The organism is Galactobacter valiniphilus, assembly GCF_003575975.1.
In the GTDB taxonomy this organism is placed as follows: Bacteria; Actinomycetota; Actinomycetes; order Actinomycetales; family Micrococcaceae; genus Galactobacter; species Galactobacter valiniphilus.
The window spans coordinates 1-2,557 of sequence record NZ_QQXK01000055.1 but is presented as its reverse complement, the minus strand read 5'-3'; the positions used below and the strand labels follow the sequence as shown (position 1 = coordinate 2,557).

General features: G+C 67.7%; 2 protein-coding genes and 1 pseudogene. All 3 read left to right on the top strand.

Features of this window, described 5'->3' with window-relative positions; translation table 11 throughout:
• The coding region (locus tag DWB68_RS15595) for a transposase (protein WP_147391717.1) at positions 1 to 324 on the top strand (324 nt) is incomplete at its 5' end.
• A gap of 243 nt (positions 325 to 567) precedes the next feature.
• Positions 568 to 1,512 (top strand): alpha/beta fold hydrolase, encoded by a 945-nt coding sequence (locus tag DWB68_RS15590; RefSeq protein ID WP_119426030.1) that lies wholly within the window; start codon positions 568 to 570, stop codon positions 1,510 to 1,512.
• A gap of 230 nt (positions 1,513 to 1,742) precedes the next feature.
• A pseudogene (locus DWB68_RS15585) lies at positions 1,743 to 1,955 on the top strand (integrase core domain-containing protein); the annotation flags it as partial.
• Positions 1,956 to 2,557: the final 602 nt, after the last annotated feature.

Here is a 2,557-nt window from a genome sequence, read left to right as displayed (position 1 = left end):
GAGGTGTTCGTCGCGTGGCAGTGCGCCCAGCAACTGCGTTCCGCCTACCACCAGAAGGACCTCGCCGAGGGGCGGCGAATCGCCGAGAAGGTCGTCGACACATTCCACACCTGCCCGATCCCCGAGATCGCCCGCCTTGGCCGCACCCTCCGCCGCTGCCGGGCTGCGTTCCTGGCCTACTTCACGACCGGACGATCATCGAACGGCGGAACTGAGGCCGTGAACGGGATCATCGAGCTTCACCGCCGCCTCGCCCGCGGCTTCCGCAACCAGCACAACTACCGGCTCCGCATGCTCCTCGCCGCCGGCGGACTCACCCCATGACCCCCCACCGAATGTCCGAAGAGCCGCTTACCCAAAGAACACCGTGTCCAAGATCAGGGGTCAAGGCCCCGGTCACGCGGCTCTCGGGACGGGCTGGGCGCGTACCTGCCGCTCTCAGCGCCCGCGACAGGGAGTTCCGCGAGTGGGCGACGGAGGTCGGGGGCCGGACATCCCGTTGTCGGCAGGTACGGTAGGGTCATACCGTCGAGCTCACCGCCCGAGGGGCATGACGAGGAGGTCAGCATGGCTCTGCGCGAACTCGAGTTCACGTCGCACAACGGCACCGACACCATCCAGGCCTGGGTGTACGAACCGGCGGTCACGCCGGTGGCGGTGGTCCAGCTCATCCACGGTCTCGGCGAGCACTCCCGCCGGTACCTGCACATGACGGCCGCGCTGGTGGATGCGGGGTTCGTCGTGGTCGCGGACGATCACGCGGGTCACGGTCGGACGGCGATGCAGTCGGGGACGTGGGGTGACGCCGGTGACGAGTCGGCGACGGTCATCGTGCAGGACGAGGTGACGCTGTACCGGAAGGCCAAGGAGCTGTTCCCCGACCTGCCGTACGTGGTGTTCGGCCACAGCCTGGGGTCGATGATCGCGCGGGCGCTGGTGCTGCAACCGGGTGTCGAGGTCGACGGGCTCGCGCTGGGCGGTATCGCCGTGGGCATGCGCGGTGTCGAGTCGACGCTGGATCGCGAGGCTCTGAAGGCTGCCGCGGCGGCCGACGGTTCCGCCCCCGCTGCGGATGCGTTGGTGGGCCAGCTGTTCGACGGCTTCTACGACCGCCTCGGCCCGGACTTCGGCCCGACGGACTGGGTGGCGCGCAACGCGGACGTCGTCCGTGATCACGGCCGCGACCCCTTCAACAACTTCGGCGCCCCCTTGAGCAACCGGTTCCTGCAGGGCTTCGTCGACGTGTACGACCAGGCCAACGGCGACGACTTCTTCGACCGCCTTCCGCAGGTTCCCGTCGCGATCTTCGCGGGCGCGGAGGACCCGGTTACCAACTACGGCGAGGGTGCGCGCGAGGTCGCCCGGCGCCTAGAGGAGAAGGGCCACGACGTCGAACTCCACATCTACCCCGACGTCCGCCACGAGGTTCACAACGAGCCCGAGACCCGCGCCGAGATGGAGAACTCCCTCATCGAGTTCGTCCACCGCGCCGCCGGGCGGGACGACGCCTGACCCCCGAGGCGCCCCCGGCCGCTCGCGCCCAAGCACCGTGACGGGGCCCTGCCGTGAGGATCGTCTCTCGGCAGGGCCCCGTCGGTGATGTGAGGTCTCAGGCCACGACGGGACGCACGCGTCGCCCAGCGAGGGGCTCGACCATGGTGACCTCGCGAAGCGGAGGATGTCGCCGGTGGCGCAGCGAGGGCGAGAGGCCTGGCCACGGGTGACCTCGCCGAAGTGAAGGCGAGGATGCCGAGAGCAGGCTCCGCGACGAGTGCCTGAACATCAACAGCTTCTACTCGCTGCTCCACGCCCAGGTCGTGATCGGCGACTGGAAGACCGAATACAACCACGACCGCCGGCATTCATCGCTCGGCTACCTCGCACCCGTCGACTACGCTCGGCAGTGCACCCATCAATCGGAAACCGACGACTCGCACAGCGACCGGACCGAATGAAGGGGGCGGCCCACCCTGACGCGCCACGTACTTCAGAAGTCCTCCGCTTCGTCGTCCCACACCTGGGCGAGGATGTGTTGGCCGTCGGCGTCGAGGCTACGTGACCCAGCCGCCGAACGTATTGCTGGACTCGAAGTGGCCGAGCGGTTCGGGACTGGTGCAGGAGTTGGTGACAGCCACAGCGCCTCTCACCCCACCCCCACGGCGGCCGCGATTTCACCCCCGCTCACTTCACTCTCGAGGCTTTCCTCCTCTTGGCCGGTACCAACATGGGTGTCACAGCCCACCTCACTCTCGCCCTCCCTCCCCAGCGCAACGTCCTCATCGAGAACTTCCAACACCAAGAAGGCTTAGCCGAAGTGACAGGAAGGAATCCCCGATGACCCAACACCTTGGAGTGCCGCGGCGCCTCTCGCTCACCGGCCGGACCACCCTCAGTAGCTGCACCTACACCTGGGACACCCACCCCTTCACTGGCGCGCTGAGCGTCCACTCGGTCACCAACCCCTCAGGCACAACACACTTAGTTGAGTCCCGCATAGTGGTGTAGCGCGCGGTGGTCCGGCTCGTCGTTGCTGACGTAGACGCGGTCACCGTGTGAT

Excerpts from the sequence above, each read along its gene's own strand:
- DWB68_RS15590 (WP_119426030.1), top strand. The coding sequence starts at position 568 with ATGGCTCTGCGCGAACTCGAGTTCACGTCGCACAACGGCACCGACACC.